This window comes from Actinophytocola sp. (genome assembly GCF_050699915.1).
In the GTDB taxonomy this organism is placed as follows: Bacteria; Actinomycetota; Actinomycetes; order Mycobacteriales; family Pseudonocardiaceae; genus Actinophytocola.
The window spans coordinates 1-16,225 of record NZ_JBOHGA010000144.1; the positions used below are offsets into that span (position 1 = coordinate 1).

Consider the following 16,225-nt stretch of genomic DNA (forward strand, 5'->3'; position numbering starts at 1 on the left):
CGGCGAGCGCGGTGCTGCCGCGGCTGCGCGACCGCACCGGCGAGAGCGTGCAGCTGTACCGGCGCGACGGCGCGCACCGCGTCTGCATCTCCACCGCCGAGCCGCCGAGCGGCCTGCGCGACACGGTTCCGGTCGGCGCGCGGCTGCCGATGTCCGCGGGCTCGGGCGCGAAGGTGCTTGCCGCGTGGACCGATCCGGCCACGCAGCGCACGCTGCTGACCGACGCCGTCTACGGCGAGCGCGCGCTGCTGGAGGTTCGCCGGCGGGGCTGGGCCCAGAGCGTGGGCGAGCGGGAACCGGGAGTAGCCAGCGTTTCCGCGCCCGTCCGGGACGGCGCGGGCGCGGTCGTCGCCGCCGTGTCGGTGTCCGGCCCCATCGACCGGATGGGCCGCCGCCCGGGCGCCCGCTGGGCCGCCGACCTGCTCGCCGCCGCCGAGGCCCTGCAGACCCGCCTCTAGCCCGTCCGAAGTGGACGCCTCCGGGGCACCGCCCGGGTCTGCCCGGACGACTTAGCCGGCCGTCGCCCGGCGGCGGTAGGCCGCCGGGGTGGTGCCGGTGTGCCGGGTGAACGCGGCGGAGAACGCCGCCTCCGAGCCGTAGCCGACCCGCGGCGCGACGCTCGCCGCGGTCGCCCGCTCCACCGTCAGCAGCGTCATCGCCCGCCGCATGCGGGAACGGAACAGGTACTTCATCGGCGTCTGCCCGACGGTGCCCGCGAAGCGCGCCGCGAACGCCGCCCGGGACAGCCCCGCCCGCTTGGCGAGCGAGCCGAGCGTCCACGGCGCGGCGGGGTCGCCGTGCATCGCGGCGAGCGCTGCCGCGACGTACGGGTCGCGCAGGCCGTGCAGCCAGCCCGGTTCTTCCGCGGTCTCTACGTGATGGCGCAGCGCGCGCGTGATGAGCGCGTCGGACAGGCGGGCCATGACGACCTCGCTGCCCGGCCCGCCCTCGACCGCCTCGGTGGTGAGCGCGTCGGTCAGGCTCGCGAGCCACGGTGCGCCCGGCACGTGGATGTGTCGCGGGAACCCGGCCACCGCGGGATGGTCCTCGTGGCCGAGAAGAAAGGCGCCGCACACGATGTCGGTCCGCGGGCCGGACCCGCCGGCGGCGAGCTCGGTCCCGTCGGTGCGCCGAACCAGCTCGATCGAGGACACCGCCGGGGCGTGCGCGCCGTCGGTGGACGCGAGCGTGTGGGAGTCCGCGCGGGGCAACACGACGAGGTCGCCCGCGTGCAGACGCAGCGGCGGCCGCCCTTCCAGAAGCAGGTCGCACTGCCCGTCCACCACGACGTGCACGCCGCGCAGCCCGCCCTCGAAGCGCACCCGCCACGGGGAGCGCAGCCGCAGCAACCGGTAGCTCGCGCTCTCCAGGCGCAGCTCCCGCAGGACCGAGCTCAGGACGTCCAACCGACACCCGCAAGACGAACGATGAAGAAACCTGGACTCCGCAGCATAGATAGTCCACGACGAGCGCGTCTAGCGTCGGGAGCATGAGCACACTTACTGACACGGCAACGAGAACCGACCTGACCGGCATCGTCCAGGTGACCATCCCGGTGTCCGACCTCGCGCGCAGCGCGGCGTGGTACCGCGACCTGTTGGAGCTGGACTACGTCCGCGAGTTCGCCGACGGCGAGCGCGTCACCGGCTGCGCGCTCGCCGACTGGTCCGCTCGCTACCTCATCGCGCTGCGACTGAGATCCACCGCGGCCGGGCGCCCCGACCTGCGCGGCGAGCACCCGGTCATCCTCGAGGCCGCGAGCACGGCGGCCGCCGAGCGCGTCCGCGCCCGCGCCGAGTCGCTGGGCATCCCGTCCACCGGCGGCACCCACGCCGACGCGACGTGGCTGGAGTTCCTGGACCCGGACGGGATCGCGGTGCGCGTCGCACACTCCGCGACGGGACCGCGGGGTTTCTTCGGCGTCGACCTGAGCGACGGAGAGCTCTACGACACCCCGCGGCTGGTCCTGCCCTGACACGCGCCACGGCGCACGCCAGGAGATGTCCGCACCCGCGAACGGCCGGATGATCGTAGGCACCTGGACCTTGGACAGCACGGAGGCACGTCGTGGCGCAACTCACCCTCGAGCGGCTCGTGGCACTGATGGAGGAGTGCGGCGACCGGGATCCCTTTGCCACCCAGGACCTCGCCGGCGACATCGAGGACGTCTCGTTCGACGAGCTCGGGTTCGACTCGCTCTCGCTGTTCAACACCTGCGCGCGCATCGAGAGCGACTACCCGGTCCGGCTCTCGCTGGACGACGTCCTCGCCGCCGACACCCCGCGGGGCCTGCTGGCGCTGGTCAACGCGGGCTTAGCCCAGGCCGCCTGACCTCATGTGTGGAATCGCGGGCTGGGTCGACTTCAGCCAGGACCTGTCCAAGGACGACAGCACGATCACGGCGATGACGCGCTCGCTCGCGAACCGGGGGCCCGACGCCGAGGGGATCTGGTCCTCCCGGCACGTCGCGTTGGGACACCGCAGGCTCGCCGTCATCGACGTCGTGGGCGGCGCGCAGCCGATGGGGGCCACCGAGGACGGCCGGGAGGTCGCGGTCCTCACGTTCTCCGGTGAGATCTTCAACTTCCGTGAGCTGCGTGTCGAGCTGCGCGCCCGCGGGCACCAGTTCCGCACCCACAGCGACACCGAGGTGCTGCTGCACTCCTACCTGGAGTGGGGCATCGCCTTCGTGGACCGCCTGCTCGGCATGTACGCCTTCGCGGTCTGGGACGCTCGCCGCGAGGAGCTCATCATGGTCCGCGACCGGATGGGCGTGAAGCCGCTGTTCTACATGCGGACCGCGCACGGGGTCATGTTCGGCTCGGAGCCGAAGGCCATCCTGGCGAACCCGGCGGCGCCGCGGCGCACCGACGCGAACGGGCTCTGCGAGGTCTTCGACATGGTGAAGACGCCGGAGCAGTCCGTCTACGTCGGCATGCACGAGGTCCGTCCCGGCCACCTGGTTCGGGTCAGCACGCGCGGCCTGACGACCCACCGGTACTGGGCGCTCGAGGCCCGCGAGCACACCGACAGCCTGCCCACCACGATCGCGCGCACCCGGGAGCTGCTGTCGGACATCGTGTACCGCCAGCTGATCTCCGACGTTCCGCTGTGCACGCTGCTCTCCGGCGGCCTCGACTCCTCCGCGGTGACGGCCCTGGCCGCGAAGACGCTGGGCCGCGACCAGGTGCGCTCGTTCTCCGTCGACTTCGAGGGCGCCGAGGACGCGTTCCAGGCCGACGCCGTGCGCGGGTCCGCGGACGCGCCGTTCGCCCGCGAGCTGGCCGACTTCGTCACCTCCCGGCACACCGAGGTCCTGCTCGACAGCCGCAACCTCGTCGACCCCACGGTGCGGGCCGCGGTGTTGCACGCCGCCGACCGCCCGCCCGCCTACTGGGGCGACATGTGGCCGTCGCTGTACCTGCTCTTCCGCGCGATCCGGATGACCTCGACCGTGGCGCTGTCCGGCGAGGCCGCGGACGAGCTGTTCGGCGGCTACCGGTGGTTCCACAACCCGAACGCCATCCGGGCGAACACGTTCCCCTGGCTCACCTCCGGCTCGTCGCGCTACTTCGGCGGGCTCGGGCTGCTCGACAAGGGTCTGGTGGAGAAGCTCGACCTGCCCGGCTACCGGGAGCGGCGCTACCAGGAGGCGATCGCCGAGGTGCCGCGGCTGCCCGGCGAGTCGGCGCAGGACCGGCGGATGCGGGAGATCACCTACCTGAACCTCACCCGGTTCGTGCAGACACTGCTGGACCGCAAGGACCTCATGAGCATGGCCGTCGGTCTGGAGGTCCGGGTCCCGTTCTGCGACCACCGGCTCGTCGACTACGTCTTCAACGTCCCGTGGGAGATGAAGTCCTTCGACGGCCGGGAGAAGAGCCTGCTGCGCGCGGCCGTCGCCGATCTGCTGCCGACCTCGATCCTCGAACGGGTGAAGACGCCCTACCCCGCCACCCAGGACCCGGGCTACGAGACCGCGTTGCGCACCGAGCTCGCCGAGGTGCTCGCCGACCCGGACGCGCCGGTGCGGCCGCTGCTCGACCTGGCGAAGGCGCGCACCGTGGCGTCGTCGGCGACCGGCGCGGTCAGCCGGGCCTACGACCGGGGCAGCCTCGAGATGGCCCTGTGGCTCAACCGCTGGCTGAAGACCAGCGACGTCCTGCTGGACCTGTGAGGAAGGTGCGTCCACATGGGGCATGACCTGGCCGACACCGTCAGCCACCCTGTCAGCCACTCCGTCACCCACGACCGGATCCTGCCGAAGAAGCTGGTGCACAAGGACGGCTTCGACGACGTGTTCCTGACCAGCTTCGCGTCCCTGGGCGAGCGGGAGTCGGTGCTCGGCGCGACATTGCCCCGCTCGCACGGGTTCTACTGCGAGTTCCCGGTCACCGACCGCGCGCCCGACCTCGCGCTGCTGGTCGAGATCTGCCGGCAGGCCTGCTTCGTCGTGGCGCACAACCAGTTCGACGTGCCGCTCGGCGGGCCCAACGACGCGAAGTTCCTCATGAAGGCCATGTCCGGCGAGTTCGTCGACACCACGCCGTTCGAGACCGACGAGCCGGTGAACATCGCGGTGGCCTGCACGATCGAGGAGGTGTCCCGCCGGCGCGGGGAGGTCTCCGGGCTGGTGTGGGCGTTCACCGTGCGGGTCGGGGACGTCGTCGTCGCCCGGGCGCGGATGGCGCAGACGATGATGAGCCGGACGATCTGGGGGCAGCTGCGCGGCCGGCTGCGGACCGAGCGCGGCCTGCCGGTGAAGATGGCTCCCGTCGAGCCGCCGCGGCCGAGCACGCTGACCGCCACCGAGGTCGGCCGGCTCAACCCGGCCAACGTCGTGCTCGGCGAGGTCTTCGCGGTCGACGGCGAGTACGTGGCGAAGATGCGCGTGGACCTGCGCCACCCGGTGATGTTCGACCACCCGGCCGACTACGTCTTCGCGATGGTGCAGCTCGAGGCGAGCCGGCAGCTGGCACTGGTCGCGGCGTCGCGTGCGCTGGGCGTGCCGGCCACCGAGCTCGCGATGTGGAGCGTGGACTCCGAGTTCGTGGCGGTCGCGGAGTTCGACCTGGCGACCCGGCTGCGGGCCACCGTGCGGGCGGCCCGCACCGAGCAGGGCCTGGTCGTGGTCGACGTGGAGAACACCCAGCAGCAGCGCAAGGTCTCCGCGCTGCGGGTGGCGGTCCGGCACGGCTAGCGGGTCATTCGCCCAGTACGGCCTCGATCTCGACGTGGATGTCGACCCGGTCGCCGAACACGACCTTGTCACCCCGCGGGAGGTCGAGGCCGAAGTCGCTACGCAGCACCGCCGTGCGACCGTCGAAGCCGACGCGCCGCTCGCCGTGCAGGCCGGTGGGGTCGACGCCCAGCGGTTCCAGGACGATCTCCACGCCCTTCGTCACGCCGCGGACCGTCAGGTCGCCGGTGAGCAGCCAGCCGTCGCCGTCGTGGCGCAGGCCGGAGCTCGCGAACCTCACCGTCGGCGCCCGCTCGACGTCGAGGACGTCCTTGCCGCGCAGGCGCTCGTCCCGTCCCTCGTGGCCGGTGTGCACCGACGCCGCCTCGATCGTCACCGACACCGACGAGCGCGCCGGGTCGTCGTCGACGACGAACTCGCCGGAGAGCTCGGTGAAGCGGCCGCGCACCCGGCCCATCAGATGCCGGACCGCGAAGCCGACGTAGGAGTGGGCCGGGTCGATGACCCATCGCCCGGCGGCCTCGTTCATGGCGGGGTAGGACACGCCTCGATGGTCCCGTCGGGCGGGGCGCCCGTCATCTCCCAGACGGCGCGGACTTCGGCTCGCGGGTGCGGTGGCGCAGCAGCACGGCGATCGACAGGCTGGCCGCGACCGGCACCACGACGAGGGCGGGCAGCATCAGGTCCGAGGTCGCCTGCATCGTGAAGCCGATCGCCGCGGGGAAGCCGACGTTGCCGACCATGCCGGCGGCGATCACGGCGGCGTTGCCCCGGCGCGGGTTCGCCTGGTTCGCCGTGTTCCACGCCAGGGCCGTGGGGAACACCGGGCCGGCGAGCATGCCGGCCACCAGGTAACCGACCGGGGCGATGCCCGGCACGGCGATCAGCGCCAGCGCCACGAACGACGCGGCCAGCGCGCCGATGATGATCGCGGAGGCCGACAGCCCGGCGGCGAGCACGGGCGTCAGCAGCCGGGTCACGGCCATGCCCAGCCAGAACAACGAGGTGAGCGCGGACGCGGCGGCCGGGCTGTAGCCGTGCGCCTCCAGGTGCACGGTCTCCCAGCTGGACAGCCCGGTCTCCAGGCCGGCATAGCAGCACAGCAGGGCACAGAACAGCAGCAGCACGGCGTTCACCCGCCCGGCGGGCGCCTTGTCCTGCTCTCGCCGGGCCGCCGCGCCGCCCAGCCCCCGGTGGGGCAGCGTGACGACGACGGCCACCGCGAGCCCGACGAAGAGGACGGAGTACCCGGTGTCGCGGGTGAGGCCGACCAGCGCCGGCCCGGCCACCGAGCCGAGCGAGAACGCGCCGTTGACGAGGTTCGCGAGCGAGACGCCGCGCCGGCCGGGCTGGCTCGCCATCGCCGTGTTGACGACCAGGACGAGCCCGCCGAAGCCGAGCCCGGCCACGACCGCCGCCGCCAGCGGGAGCGGCCACGGCCCCCGCACGGCGAGCCCGGCGCCCCCGACCAGGACCAGCGCGCCCGGCACCAGGACGAGGTAGCGGCGCGCCCACCGCTCGGACAACGTCCCACCCACGGCGATACTCGCCATCGATCCCGCGTAGAAGCCGCTGACCATGAGTCCGGCGGTGGCGCCGGGCAGGCCGTGGTCGTCGCGGATGATCGGGATCAGCGGGCCGAGCGTCGACTGGAACAGGCCGAGCAGGGCGAACAGCGCGGCGCAGCGGACCACCTCGAACCGGCCGACCCGCACTGCCCACCTCCCGGGGCGACGTTACCCATCCACCGCTCGACCGGTCGCCCGGCTCCCGCCACGTGGGACACGTGGGACATCGTCCACGATGGACCTCGGCGTGCACATCCGCGAACGCGACTCCCCGTCCGGTAGCGCTCGAGAACGGGTCGAGAATCCTTCGAGGGCGCCGATGTGGCGCGGAACGGCATACAGGGATAACGGGGCGCGGCCGGTCCGGCTGAACAATCGAGTGGTCGGTCGAACCACCACTGGGGGGTACCCGTGCGAGTCCTGTTCACGTGCGTCGCCCTGCCCGGGCATCTGTTCCCGTTGGTGCCGCTGGCCTGGGCCTACCGCGCGCTCGGCCACGACGTGCTGGTCGCCACCTCGGAGAACTTCGTCCCCACCGTGCTGCGGGCCGGCCTACCGGCGACCGCGTGCGGGCCCGCGGCGGGCGTGGGCGACCTCGCGGCGGCGGGCGTGGTCGACCCGATCGGCGAGCGTGGCAGCGCGCACCGCAGCACGGCCCAGCGCTACGCGCACGGCTTGGCGTTCGGCGGGATCGCCCGGCGGAACCTGCCCGGCATGCGGTCCATTATGGACTCGTGGCGGCCGGACCTGGTCATCAGCGAGCGGGCCGAGTTCGCCGCGCCGGTCGCCGCCGTGGCGCGGGACATCCCCCGGGTCGAGCTGCACTGGGGCGTCGCGCCGCTGGTGGAGTACCTGCCCGCGGTGGCCGAGGTGCTCGCCGCAGACCTCGCCCCGCTCGGCCTGACCGGCCCGCCCGCGCCGGACGCGGTGCTCGACCCGTGGCCGCCGAGCATGCGGCTGCCGCACGCGGCCGGTCACCTGACCATGCGCCACGTCCCCTACAACGGCGACGCCCTGGTGCCGGACTGGCTGCTGCGCCCCGGCGACCGACCACGGGTCTGCCTCACCCTCGGCACCGTCCTGCCGCACCTTGGCCCAGACGGCGTGGCCGACATCGTGCTGCCGCTGCTGGACCGGCTGGCCGGCCTCGGCTGCGAGCTGCTCGTGGCGGTCGACGACAAGGTGGCCGCGACCTGGCCGGCGCTGCCGGACGCGGTCCGCTTCGCCGGGCGGCTGCCGCTGTCCCACGTGCTCGCCGCGTGCGACGTGTCGATCAACCACGGCGGCCAGGGCACCGCGCTCACCGGGGTCGGCGCCGGCTGCCCGCAGCTGCTGCTCCCCCAGTTCGACGACCAGTTCGACAACGCGGACGCGGTGGTCCGGGCCGGTGCGGGAGTTCGGCTGCACGCCGGGGAGATCACCCCGGACGCGGTCGCCCGGGCCTGCGTGCGGCTGCTGGAGGTGCCCGGCTACCGGCGGGCGGCCGCGGCGGTGTCCGCAGAGCTCGCCGCGCTGCCGGCGGCCACCGACGTGATCGAGTACCTGGCGGGGCTGACCACCCCGACCGAGCTCGCCGCGTGACCGGTCGCCGGGAGCGAGGAGGCGCGCTCCCGGCGACCACGACCCCTCAGCGGGGCGTCAGCGCACGATCTCCATCTGCGCCATCATGCCCAGCAGCGAGTGCTCCATCATGTGGCAGTGGTAGGCGTACCGGCCGGTGAACCCGGTGAACGTCGCCGCCACCCGCGCGGTCTCGCCGGGCGGGATGTAGATCGTGTCCTTGAGCCCGTGCTCGCCCGGCAGCGCCGGACCGCCGTTGCGGTCGAGGACGCGGAACATCACCATGTGCAGGTGGAACGAGTGCGGGATGCCGTACTCGGTGTCGGCGTTGCGGATGTTCCAGATCTCCGTCGCGCCGTGCTGGATCCGGGTGTCCACCCGGTACGGGTCGTAGATCTTCCCGTTGATCACGGCAAGCGGGTCGCCGCCGGTGGTGGACATGTCGAACCGCAGCTCGAAGTCGCGGGTGACCGTCGCGCGCGGCATCGACGGCAGCGCCCGCAACCGCCGCGGCACCCGGCTGCGGTCCACACGCGACGATGGACGGACGTCGAACCGCATGACCGGCCCGGCCTCGGCGTCGGTCAGCACGACCTGGCTGCCGGCCGGCGCCCGGCTGAAGTCGACGACGATCTCGACCCGCTCGGCCGGCGAGATCGCCAGCTCGGTCTGGTTCACCGGGGTCGGCAGCAGCCCGCCGTCGGAGGCGATCTGGGTCATCGGCAGCTCGCCCACCCGGAGTCGGAACAGCCGGTGGGTGGCGGCGTTGAGCAGGCGCAGCCGGTACTTCCGCGCCTCGACGGGGAAGTACGGGGTCGGCCGGCCGTTGGCCAGGATCACCGTGCGGTTCGCCGGGTCGCCGAACACCAGCGCGCCGGTGCTGTCGATCTCCGCGTCGCGCAGCATGATCGGCACGTCGTACGCGCCCGACGGCAGCCCGAGGCCGACCTCGGCCGCGTCCTCGATGAGGTAGAAGCCGTGCAGGCCGCGGTAGACGTGCTCGGCCTCGAGGTGGTGGGTGTGGTCGTGGTACCAGAGCGTCGCGCCGCGCTGGCCGTTCGGGTAGGTGTAGCGGCGGGAGGTTCCCGGGGCGAGCACGTCCAGCGGGTGGCCGTCGTGGTCCTGCGAGACGTGCCCGCCGTGCAGGTGCACGTTCGCCGACTCGCCGAGCCGGTTGCCGAAGGTGACCTCCACCGGCCGGCCCGCTGTGGCCCGGATGGTCGGGCCGAGCAGGTCGCCGCCGTAGGTGAGCACCGGGGTCCGCAGGCCCGGCACCAGCTCGGCGGTTCCCGGCTGGATGTCGACCCGGTAGACGTCACCGCGCGGCCCGCGCCGGACCGGGCGCAGCTCGCGGGGCACCGGCATCCGCACGGCGAACTGGTCGGGTATGACCCGGCCGCCGCGCGCGGTGCGGACGGTGTCCGGATGGGTCACGCCGTGTGCCAGGTCGTGGGCAGTGTCGTAGGCGCTGTCCACGGTAGGCGCGTCGCGCATGGCCGACGCCAGGGCCGCGGTGCCGGACAGCATGGTCGCGCCACCCAGGGTGCCGCCGAGCACGAGTAATCGTCGCCGGTTCAACATGCCGACCCCAATCCTGTCGAGTCCACTGAGTACGGTGATGGTCGCGGAAGACGCGCCCCCGCAAGCGATCCTCGCACCGGGCGCCGAGCGGATCTTCTTCCCCGATGCGCTCTGCCGGGCGGGGCGGCGAAGAGCGCACGCCGGGAGTTGTCCGATCGCGGCCGGAGAGCGCATGGTTACCGCCGGCCACCGTGATCAGCGCGGCGACCCGCGCGAGCGAAGAGGACCGACATGCCCGATTCCGAACGGGACCGCCAGGTGCACCGCGTCTACGTGCGGGCGACCGCGGCGGAGATCTGGCACGCGATCGTCGACCCCGAGCGCACGGTGCACTACTTCTACGGCTCCCGCGCGAACTACGACCTCCGCCCGGGCGGACGGTACGAGGGCCGCGGGCTCGCCGGCCAGGGCGACATGCTGCTCACCGACGGCGAGGTGCTCGAGGTGGAGGCGCCGCACCGCCTGGTGCAGACCTGGCGGGCGCTGTTCGACGAGGAGATGGCCGCGGCACCCACCCGGCTCACCTGGGAGATCACCGAGGTCGAGGGCTCGGTTTGCCTGCTGACCGTGACCCACGAACTGACCGGGAACCCGCGGCTGGCCGCCCAGGTCGCCGGCGAGATCACCGGCCAGGGCGGCGGCTGGCGGGAGATCCTCGACGGGCTGAAGACGTTGCTGGAGACCGACAAGCCCCTCTGGGACTGAGCACGGAACCAGATGCCGCCGCCGCCCGGCGGGGCGAGCATGGAGGTCCAGCAGCCGCACGGCGAGGGGATTCCGATGGCCGAGCAGACCCGCCCGCTGACCGGTGACGAGTACGTCGAGAGCCTGCGGGACGGCCGGGAGATCTACCTCTACGGCGAGCGGGTCAAGAACGTCACCGAGCACCCCGCGTTCCGCAACCCCGTGCGGATGACCGCCCGCCTCTACGACGCGCTGCACGACCCCGCCAACCGCGACGTGCTCACCCGGCCGACCGACACCGGCTCGGGCGGCTACACCCACCCGTTCTTCACCACGCCGCGCAGCGTCGAGGACCTGATCGGCGACCAGCGGGCGATCGCGGCGTGGGCGCGGCTGAGCTACGGCTGGATGGGTCGAAGCCCCGACTACAAGGCGTCCTTCCTCGGCACGCTCGGCGCCAACGCGGACTTCTACGCGCCCTTCGCGGACAACGCCCGGCGCTGGTACAAGGAGTCCCAGGAGAAGGTCCTGTACTGGAACCACGCGATCGTGCACCCGCCGGTCGACCGGAAGAAGGCCCCGGACGAGGTGTCGGACGTCTTCATCCACGTGGAGAAGGAGACCGACGCCGGCGTGGTGGTCAGCGGAGCGAAGGTGGTGGCGACCGGCTCGGCGCTGACCCACTACAACTTCATCGCGCACTACGGTCTGCCGATCAAGAAGCGCGAGTTCGCCTTGGTGGCCACGGTGCCGATGGACGCGCCGGGCATGAAGCTGATCTGCCGACCGTCCTACTCCGCCACCGCCGCGGTGATGGGCAGCCCGTTCGACTACCCGCTGTCGTCCCGGTTGGACGAGAACGACACGATCCTGGTGCTGGACAAGGTGCTCATCCCCTGGGAGAACGTCTTCATCTACGGCGACGTCGGCAAGGTGCAGAGCTTCACCGGCGAGTCCGGGTTCGTCCAGCGGTTCACCTTCCACGGCTGCACCAGGTTGGCCGTCAAGCTGGAGTTCATCGCCGGCCTGCTGGCCAAGGCGCTCGAGATCACCGGAACCGAGGACTTCCGCGGCGTGCAGACCCGGCTCGGCGAGGTGCTCGCGTGGCGGAACCTGTTCTGGGCGCTGTCGGACGCGTCGGTGCGCAACCCGGTGGAGTGGCACGACGGCGCGCTGCTGCCCAACCCCGAGTACGGCATGGCCTACCGGTGGTTCATGCAGTTCGGCTACCCGCGCATCCGCGAGATCGTGCTGCAGGACGTGGCCAGCGGGCTGATCTACGTCAACTCCAGCGCGGAGGACTTCGCCAACCCGGAGATCCGGCCCTACCTGGACCGGTACGTGCGCGGCTCGGGCGGGATCGACGCGGTGGAGCGAACCAAGGTGATGAAGCTGCTGTGGGACGCGGTCGGCACCGAGTTCGGCGGCCGGCACGAGCTCTACGAGCGCAACTACGCCGGCAGCCACGAGAACACCCGGGTGGAGCTGCTGTACGGGCAGATCGCCAGCGGCCAGCTCGACGACTACAAGGCGTTCGTGGACGAGTGCCTGGCCGAGTACGACCTCGACGGCTGGACCGTCCCGGACCTGTCCTCCTTCGATGACCTGCGCCAGCACCGGGCCAACCTGCTCAACGGCTGAGCGCTCCCCGCTGGACGGCTGTACACCGGCCCGGATCGGCGATACTCACCGCGGCCGTGTCCATCGACCGTGAAGGCAGGCGAGCCAGGTGACAGCGACCGATCCCCCGCCCCTGACCGTGGTGCGCCCCGGCGAAGGCCGTTCGGAGCGCCTCGGCGGCTTCGGCGTGGACTTCAAGCTGTGGGGCCACCAGACGGGCGGTGCCATGTCCGTGGTCGAGCACCCGTTCGCGGTCGGTGCGCTGGTGTCGCCGCACCTGCACACGCGCGAGGACGAGTACTCGATCGTCACCGAGGGCGAGATCGGGTTCCGCTCGGGAGACCGCGAGGTCGTGCTCGGCCCCGGCGGCTACCTGGTGAAGCCGCGCGGCGAGCTGCACGCCATGTGGAACGCGAGCGACGTGCCGGCCCGGATGATCGAGATCATCACCCCGGCCGGCTTCGAACATTTCTTCCGAGAGGTGTGCGAGATGGTCGCCGCCGGCCCGCCAGACGCCGACGAGGCGGCAGCGCTCGCCGACCGCTACGGGCTGCTCTTCGAGACGCCGGACTGGTTGCCAGACGTCATCGCCCGCTACGGCCTGGATGCGAACTAGGCGGCGAACTTCGCCTGCGTCAGCGCCCGGTTGGCCAGCTTGTTCAGGAACACCGCGATGCCGGCGTGACTGTGCACCATGGACAGGTCCCGCCACACCCGCTCGATCCGCTCGCCCTCGCGCACCGCGCTCGAACCGGCGGTCGGGAACAGCTGGTCGGCCACCGCGCCCCAGCACAGGCGCACCACCTCGCGGCAGATCGTGGCGATCCGGACGTCCTCCTCGGCGGAGTATCCGGCCGGCCCGCGCGCACAGAGCGCCTCCCAGCGCGCCACCGCGCCCAGCAGCGCCGCCTCCGCGGTGGCGATCCGGCCCGCCGCCTCGCCGTACCAGTCCTGGTAGTCCGGATCGTCGGCCCGGCCCACGATCGGCGGGAACAGCGTCGTGCGCGAGGTCATCAGCTCGGTGTAGGCGTCCAGCGCGCCGGTGGCCATGCCGACCGCCAGCGCGGCCACCTCGAAGAACATGAAGCCCAGCGGCCCCGCGGCGTACTCGGGGTTGGCGTGCAGCACATGGCCGGGCGTGTCCGCGCCGACCGTGTACTGACTCATGTGCGTCGGCAGCGTGTAGCGGTCGGGAATCCGCGCCCGCTCGACGACGATGCTGTGCGAGCCGCTGCCCCGCAGACCGAGCGACTTGCCCCAGTCGTCGAGGCGGCGCCACCCCTCGCGCGGGACCACGAACATCATCGGCGCCGGCGGCTGCCCCTCGCCGGCCGAGACCAGCGTGTGGCCGAGGAAGTGGGTGGCGTACGGCGCACCCGAGCAGTACGCCCAGGTGCCGTCGACCACCCACGTCCCGTCCGCCGCACGCTCGGCCGTGCCCGCCGGGCCCACGGTCGCGGGACAGATGAAGTCGCCGCCGGCGAACAGCTCCGCCTGCGCCGCCTCGTCGAACAGCGTGGCCACCACGACCGCGTGCGACGCGCCGAAGCAGTACATCCATGCCGTGGACGGGCAGCCGCGGGCCAGCGCCATGGTGACCCGCACGAACGTCTCCGCGCCGAACTCGTAGCCGCCGTAGCGGCGCGGCACGAGGATCCGGTAGAAGCCGGCGTCGGTGAAGGCCCGATGGGTGTCCTCGGCGTAGTAGCTGCGCCGCTCGGTCTCGGCCTGCCGCGCCACCAGGGTCGGCGCGATGGCCTCGGCGCGCGCGACGACCTCGGCCGGCGTGAGGCCGGGCTCCGGTGGGAGCGGCAGGCCGGGGCCGGGGATGATCGAAGCCACTGACATGGCTGCACCGCTCCTGTCTACAGTGGCGCGTCGGGTTCGGTGACCGCCCGGCGCAGCACCCGCTCGAAGCGCGCGACGAGGTCGACCATGGTGGCCTCGTCGTAGATGTTGGTGTTGAACCCGAGGCGGCCGACGAACTCGCCCGCCGGGTCGATGTCCAGAGTGAACAGCGCGCCGTCCGGAATGTCCTCACCGGACGGTTGGGAGACCAGCCGGCGGCGGATCTCGGTGTACTCCAGGTCGCCGACCTTCTCCCGGTCCAGCACGGTCGGGAACTGCACGACCTGGATCGCGACCGCGGCCGCGGTGTCCTGCATCACCGGTCCCATCAACGCCGGCGCCTGCTCCGCGATCTGCAGGAAGGGGATCTCGTAGGAGTACGCCTCGATGCAGGTGGCCCGGGTCGCCGCGAGCACCTCGCGGAAGGTGGTGGCGCCGGACAGGTCGGTGCGGAACGGCACGAAGTTGAAGATCGGGCCCACGGTGTCGTTGAACTCGTCGTGCGGGCGGCCGGAGGTGATCACCGGCACCACCGCGTCCTCGGCGCCGGTGAGCTCGCGCATCAGCACGTTGAACGCGGCCAGCAGCACCATGAACGGCGAGCTGCGCTGCGCGCGGGACAGCTCCACAGCGGCCGCCCCGACCTCGGCCGGGATCAGGAACCGGTGGATGGCGGTGTTCTTCGGCAGCCCGGCCGACCGCGGGTGGTCGGTGGGCACAGCGAGCACGCCGGCACCGTCGAGCTTGTCCTGCCAGTACTCGCGCGCCTCGTCGGCGAACTCGTCGGCCAGGTTCTCCGCCTGCCAGGTGGTGAACTCCCGGTACTGCGACGCGGGCTCCTGCGCGACCTCGTGGCCGCGGCGGCGCGCGTAGCAGACGGCCAGGTCGCGCATCAGGACCTGCATCGACCAGCCGTCGGTCGCGGTGTGGTGCACGACGAGCGCGAGCACGGCCTCCTGGTCGTCGAACCGGCCGAGGTAGGCGTGCAGGTGCGGCAGCGTGGTGACGCTGTGGCCGCTGGCGTCGATGTCGATGACGAACCGCTCCGCGGCCACGTCGCGGCTCTCCGCGCCGGGGTCGGCCAGGTCCCGCACGATCAGCGTGGGCGAGCTCGGCGCGTGGATCCGCTGGCGCTTCACCTCGCCGTCGCGGACGACGGTCGTGCGCAGCACCTCGTGCCGCACCACGAGGTCGTCCAGCGCCAGCCGCAGCGTCTCGACGTCGATGCCGCCGTAGACGCGGCTGGCGTGCACGATGTTGTAGCGAGGCCCGAACGGGCCGGCGTCGTTCCCCTGGTCGAACAGGCAGAGGAACTCCTGGTTGTAGGACAGGGGAAGCTCGGTCTCCCGGTCGTCGGTCATCGGTGTCGCCTCCTGCTGATCGGGCCGGGCTCAGGCCGCGGCCGCGTCGTCGCGGTGCCGCTGTGCCTCGACGGCCTGGTACAGCGCCTTGATGTTGCCGCTGCCGAACGACCGGGCACCGAGCCGCTCGATGACCTCCATGAAGATGGTGTTCCGCGGGTGCACCGACTCGGTGAAGATCTGGTACAGCTGGCCGTCGTGGTCCTGGTCGACCAGGATGTGGTGGCTGCGCAGCTCGTCCACTGTGTACCGGGCCAGCCGGACCCGCTCGGGCAGCATCGCGTAGTAGGTCGCCGGGGTGGCGAGGAACCCGATGCCGCGCGCGGACAGCGACTCCACCGCGGCCACGATGTCGTCCACGGTGAACGCGATGTGCTGGACGCCGGGTCCGCCGTGGTCGGCCAGGAACTCGTCGATGTGGCCGGCGACCCGGGACACGTCCGGCTCGATGATCGTCAGCGTGACCGCGCGGGAGGTGCTCTCGACGACCTTGGTGGTCATCGCCTGCGCGCCGATCACGACCTGCTCGGCGAAGATCAGGTCGAACCCGAGCACCCGCTCGTAGAACTCGACCGTCGCGTCGAGCTGTCCGGACTCGACACACACCGCGAAGTGGTCCACATCGGTCAGCCCGCCCGTCTCCGGGTAGCGCGGGCCGACCGGGACCATGTCGGGCAGCGCCCAGCCGTCCACTCCGGAGTCGCGCTGCACGAACGTGTGCGTCACGTCGCCGAAGCCGCCGACCGTCGCGGTCACCACGCCGCCGGCACGCCGCGGCGACGAGACCGGCCGGGCGCCGCGGC

The 16,225-nt window shown here is 72.3% G+C and carries 16 protein-coding genes; 9 read left to right on the top strand and 7 right to left on the bottom strand.

Annotation, left to right across the window (positions count from 1 at the left end):
* On the top strand, positions 1-458 hold a 458-nt coding region (locus ACRDSK_RS22545), incomplete at its 5' end, for an IclR family transcriptional regulator domain-containing protein (RefSeq protein WP_431443221.1).
* Positions 459-509: 51 nt separating this feature from the next.
* On the opposite strand, the gene ACRDSK_RS22550 is transcribed toward ACRDSK_RS22545, so the two are convergent.
* Positions 510-1,406, bottom strand: a complete 897-nt coding sequence (locus tag ACRDSK_RS22550) for a cupin domain-containing protein (RefSeq protein WP_431443222.1) — start codon at positions 1,404-1,406, stop codon at positions 510-512.
* A gap of 83 nt (positions 1,407-1,489) precedes the next feature.
* Between ACRDSK_RS22550 and ACRDSK_RS22555 the strand changes: the two genes are divergently transcribed.
* The 4 genes from ACRDSK_RS22555 to ACRDSK_RS22570 all read left to right on the top strand — a co-directional run bounded on the left by ACRDSK_RS22555 (position 1,490) and on the right by ACRDSK_RS22570 (position 5,200).
* Positions 1,490-1,975 carry a VOC family protein gene (locus ACRDSK_RS22555; protein WP_431443223.1) on the top strand — a complete coding sequence of 162 codons (486 nt, stop codon included), beginning with the start codon at positions 1,490-1,492 and terminating at the stop codon, positions 1,973-1,975.
* A 92-nt stretch (positions 1,976-2,067) separates the two neighbouring features.
* On the top strand, positions 2,068-2,331 hold the full coding sequence (locus tag ACRDSK_RS22560; RefSeq protein ID WP_431443224.1) for an acyl carrier protein: 264 nt from the start codon (positions 2,068-2,070) through the stop codon (positions 2,329-2,331).
* Between the two features lie 4 nt (positions 2,332-2,335).
* Positions 2,336-4,177 (top strand): asparagine synthase (glutamine-hydrolyzing), encoded by a 1,842-nt coding sequence (gene asnB, locus ACRDSK_RS22565; protein WP_431443225.1) that lies wholly within the window; start codon positions 2,336-2,338, stop codon positions 4,175-4,177.
* Positions 4,178-4,192: 15 nt separating this feature from the next.
* The gene (locus ACRDSK_RS22570; RefSeq protein WP_431443226.1) at positions 4,193-5,200 is read left to right on the top strand and encodes an AfsA-related hotdog domain-containing protein; all 1,008 of its coding nucleotides are present in this window, start codon (positions 4,193-4,195) and stop codon (positions 5,198-5,200) included.
* A gap of 4 nt (positions 5,201-5,204) precedes the next feature.
* Here ACRDSK_RS22570 and ACRDSK_RS22575 read toward each other — a convergent pair whose 3' ends face one another.
* Both ACRDSK_RS22575 and ACRDSK_RS22580 read right to left on the bottom strand, forming a co-directional pair.
* Positions 5,205-5,744, bottom strand: a complete 540-nt coding sequence (locus ACRDSK_RS22575) for a YceI family protein (RefSeq protein WP_431443227.1) — start codon at positions 5,742-5,744, stop codon at positions 5,205-5,207.
* A 31-nt stretch (positions 5,745-5,775) separates the two neighbouring features.
* Positions 5,776-6,915 (bottom strand): MFS transporter, encoded by a 1,140-nt coding sequence (locus ACRDSK_RS22580; protein WP_431443228.1) that lies wholly within the window; start codon positions 6,913-6,915, stop codon positions 5,776-5,778.
* A gap of 264 nt (positions 6,916-7,179) precedes the next feature.
* On the opposite strand from ACRDSK_RS22580, the gene ACRDSK_RS22585 reads away from it, so the two are divergent.
* Positions 7,180-8,349 carry a nucleotide disphospho-sugar-binding domain-containing protein gene (locus ACRDSK_RS22585; RefSeq protein ID WP_431443229.1) on the top strand — a complete coding sequence of 390 codons (1,170 nt, stop codon included), beginning with the start codon at positions 7,180-7,182 and terminating at the stop codon, positions 8,347-8,349.
* Positions 8,350-8,406: 57 nt separating this feature from the next.
* Here ACRDSK_RS22585 and ACRDSK_RS22590 read toward each other — a convergent pair whose 3' ends face one another.
* Positions 8,407-9,909 (bottom strand): multicopper oxidase family protein, encoded by a 1,503-nt coding sequence (locus ACRDSK_RS22590; RefSeq protein ID WP_431443230.1) that lies wholly within the window; start codon positions 9,907-9,909, stop codon positions 8,407-8,409.
* 231 nt (positions 9,910-10,140) lie between these two features.
* On the opposite strand from ACRDSK_RS22590, the gene ACRDSK_RS22595 reads away from it, so the two are divergent.
* From ACRDSK_RS22595 to ACRDSK_RS22605, 3 genes are all read left to right on the top strand, one after another.
* Positions 10,141-10,614 (top strand): SRPBCC domain-containing protein, encoded by a 474-nt coding sequence (locus ACRDSK_RS22595; RefSeq protein WP_431443231.1) that lies wholly within the window; start codon positions 10,141-10,143, stop codon positions 10,612-10,614.
* Between the two features lie 39 nt (positions 10,615-10,653).
* Positions 10,654-12,234 carry a 4-hydroxyphenylacetate 3-hydroxylase family protein gene (locus ACRDSK_RS22600; RefSeq protein ID WP_431443232.1) on the top strand — a complete coding sequence of 527 codons (1,581 nt, stop codon included), beginning with the start codon at positions 10,654-10,656 and terminating at the stop codon, positions 12,232-12,234.
* An 88-nt stretch (positions 12,235-12,322) separates the two neighbouring features.
* A complete protein-coding gene (locus ACRDSK_RS22605; protein ID WP_431443233.1) occupies positions 12,323-12,829 on the top strand; it encodes a cupin domain-containing protein in 507 nt (168 codons plus the stop codon).
* Here ACRDSK_RS22605 and ACRDSK_RS22610 read toward each other — a convergent pair.
* The 3 genes from ACRDSK_RS22610 to ACRDSK_RS22620 form a co-directional block, all read right to left on the bottom strand.
* Positions 12,826-14,061 (bottom strand): acyl-CoA dehydrogenase family protein, encoded by a 1,236-nt coding sequence (locus tag ACRDSK_RS22610; RefSeq protein WP_431443234.1) that lies wholly within the window; start codon positions 14,059-14,061, stop codon positions 12,826-12,828. The genes ACRDSK_RS22605 and ACRDSK_RS22610 overlap by 4 nt on opposite strands.
* Before the next feature lie 17 nt (positions 14,062-14,078).
* Entirely contained in the window at positions 14,079-15,422 is a 1,344-nt protein-coding gene (locus ACRDSK_RS22615; protein ID WP_431443235.1) for a condensation domain-containing protein, read from the bottom strand.
* Positions 15,423-15,452: 30 nt separating this feature from the next.
* The coding region (locus ACRDSK_RS22620) for a VOC family protein (RefSeq protein WP_431443236.1) at positions 15,453-16,225 on the bottom strand (773 nt) is incomplete at its 5' end.